This is a genomic window from Streptomyces sp. NPDC002884, assembly GCF_040295245.1.
Taxonomy (GTDB): domain Bacteria; phylum Actinomycetota; class Actinomycetes; order Streptomycetales; family Streptomycetaceae; genus Streptomyces.
The window spans coordinates 1-2630 of sequence record NZ_JBEOVB010000095.1 but is presented as its reverse complement, the minus strand read 5'-3'; the positions used below and the strand labels follow the sequence as shown (position 1 = coordinate 2630).

The 2630-nt window shown below is 71.6% G+C and carries 3 protein-coding genes; 2 read left to right on the top strand and 1 reads right to left on the bottom strand.

Translation table 11 applies throughout. The features are described from left to right. The coding region (locus ABT070_RS46100; RefSeq protein ID WP_351769344.1) for a 3-methyl-L-tyrosine peroxygenase-related protein at positions 1-948 on the bottom strand (948 nt) is incomplete at its 3' end. Between the two features lie 103 nt (positions 949-1051). On the opposite strand from ABT070_RS46100, the gene ABT070_RS46095 reads away from it, so the two are divergent. Further along, positions 1052-2119 (top strand): methyltransferase, encoded by a 1068-nt coding sequence (locus ABT070_RS46095; RefSeq protein ID WP_351769342.1) that lies wholly within the window; start codon positions 1052-1054, stop codon positions 2117-2119. A gap of 201 nt (positions 2120-2320) precedes the next feature. After that, complete coding sequence (gene rpmG / locus ABT070_RS46090; protein WP_351769340.1) at positions 2321-2485, top strand: 50S ribosomal protein L33; 165 nt, start codon at positions 2321-2323, stop codon at positions 2483-2485. Positions 2486-2630: the final 145 nt, after the last annotated feature.

Sequence of the window (2630 nt, the reverse complement as noted above, 5' to 3'; positions counted from 1 at the left end):
CCCCGGGGCGGGGGGGGCCCCCCCCCCCCCCCGCCGGGTCTGGGCCATCAGGAGGCTGGGTTCGGTGGAACCGCCGAACCGGTCGCAGACCCACACATGCGCGCTGTAGAGCTGGCTCACGCCCGCGTGCACGGCCTCGGCCGACCTCGGCGCCAGGCGGTCCAGCCCGCCGCCGCGCTTCAGGGTGCGCATGACGGAGACGAGATGCTGGTGGTCACGGGTCTGCAGGCCGCTGAATCCGGCGTTCACGGCGGGCGGCACCATGGTGTCCCGCACCTGTGCGTACCAGTGCGGGGGGAAGTCGGCGGCATAGCGCATGGAGGCCGAGGCGCTGCGGCACAGCCAGGTGAATTCTCGTACCGCCTCCCCCTCCCGCGCGGTGCCGGCCGCACGGTCCACCCCGGACAGGGCCGAGCTCAGCAACTGGAGCACCACGAAGAAGCGCTGATGCCCGATCAGCCAGCGCAGGTGCGCGGCCGCGGAGGGGTCGGCGGATGCCCACTCGCGGTCCTTGGAGGGGACCGACAGGCCGCCGGTGAGGAAGGCGGTGACGCCCAACAGCTCACCGGACTCTCCGCCGAGGGTGGTCCCGGCCGTGGCCAGGTCCTCCCGCACGAGCAGGTCGCTGACGAGGACGGCCGCGGCGAGCAGGGCGGCGTTGTCGCCCCGCACCCGCTTCACCTCGAAGTGCCGGTCGTGGATGCGGCTGCCGGCCGGCGGCGCGAGAACGGCCTGCCCCTCGGCGCCGGTTGCGGTCGCCCAGTCCAGCAGCCCCCGCCGGGCCTGCGGTGCGCCCGCGTCGTCGCCCATCGCCGCCTCGTACGCCACGGGCGCCCGTTCCAGCAGGGCTGTCAGCGCCCGTCCGACAGCCGCTGTCCCGGCGGGCAGTTCGTCGGGCAGTGGCAGCCAGAGCGTGGTCGACTCGTCGATTTTCGCACCATGCGTCACAGAATCTCCCACACCAAGAAGTTACGTCACGTATTTGCGTAACTACTTTAAGTGGTCATAAATAGTGCTTCGGCCCACCCCCCGACCCAGATCGGAAACCACGATGTCGACCACGCCCCTGGTGCCTCGCCCCGGCCCGCCCGCCGCGGCGCCCGCCCTCACCCCCATCCCGCTGATGGAACTCACCACCGGCTTCTGGCGGTTCAAGACACTGGCCGCCGCCGTCGACCTCGGCCTGTTCACCACCTTGTCCGGGCTCGGCAGCGCGAACGCCGCCGAACTGACCGCGGCCCTGGGCCTGGACCCCCGGCCGGCCCGCATGCTTCTGGCCGGCTGCGCCTCCCTCGGCCTGCTGGTGCGCGAGAACGACCGCTACCGCAACAGCGAGACGGCGGAGCACTTCCTGGTCGAGGGCCGACCGCACTGGTTCGGCGGATTCGTCCGCTACTCGGACCGGCACGCCTACCCCGCCTGGCACGACCTCCAGAAGGCCCTGCTCACCAACCGCCCCACCACCTGGGACCCCGACATCCAGGAGTCCGCCTTCGTCACGGCGGACCCGGCGATCCTCGAAGACTTCTGGGGGGCGATGTTCACGCTCTCCTCCTTCACCGCCGACGCCCTGGCCGACGCCCACGACTTCACATCCCACCGCCGGCTCCTCGACGTGGGCGGCGGCACCGGCGCCTTCCCCGTCGGCCTGTGCCGCCGCCATCCCCACCTGCGGGCGACCGTCCTGGACCTGCCGCGCGTCACCGCCATGGCCCGCGAGAAGATCGCCGGCCTCGGCCTCGGGCACGCCGTCTCCACCCACGACGGTGACTTCCTCACCGACCCGGCCCTGCCCCTGGGCCACGACGTGATCCTGCTCAGCATGATCCTGCACGACTGGGACGAGGCCGCCGGCCGCGCCCTGCTCGCCAAGTGCCACGCGGCGCTGCCCGCGGGCGGCACGGTCATCATCTGCGAACTCGTCCTGGACGACGACGAGACCGGACCGGCCCCCGCGGCCCTGATGGGCTTGAACATGCTGATCGAGACACGCTCCGGCCACAACTACACCCACGCCGAGTACACCGACTGGCTGACCGGTGCCGGATTCACCGACACCACCACCGTGCCGCTCGTCGCGGCCGGGGCGAATGCCGCCATCGTGGCCCGCAAACCCTGAGACGCGGCGCCGCCCACGGACACGACCGCCTCGGCCGCCCACGTGATCAGCGAGTCGCTCGCCCCGGGCGGACGCTTGCGATCGCGGCGGTTCCTGCGGGCCTTCGTGCCGGCCGGGAATGAGAGCGCCGGACCGGTTGTTCCAGACCATGTAACTGACATGCTCCGGACAATCGGGGGGTGTGGGTGAGAGGAGGACTTCATGGCACGCAGCAGCATGCGTCCCGTCGTCACGCTGAGGTCGACGGCCGGGACCGGCGTCGCCTATGTGACGCGCAAGAACCGCAGCAACGACCCCGGCCGGCTCGTCCTGCGCAAGTACGACCGGCTCGCCGGGACGCACGTCCCCTTCCGCGAGGAACGCTGAACCACCTCTCCGCCCCGGGCGGACCGTGACAAGGAGGGAAACCCCATGAAGTCCCGTATCCATCCCGCGTCCCGGCAGGTCGCCTTCCGCGACCGTGCCGCGAACACCCTGTTCCTCATCCGCTCCACGGCGGCCTCGGACCGGA

Coding starts and splice junctions, on each gene's coding strand:
- rpmG (WP_351769340.1), top strand. CDS start 2,321: ATGGCACGCAGCAGCATGCGTCCCGTCGTCACGCTGAGGTCGACGGCC.
- ABT070_RS46095 (WP_351769342.1), top strand. CDS start 1,052: ATGTCGACCACGCCCCTGGTGCCTCGCCCCGGCCCGCCCGCCGCGGCG.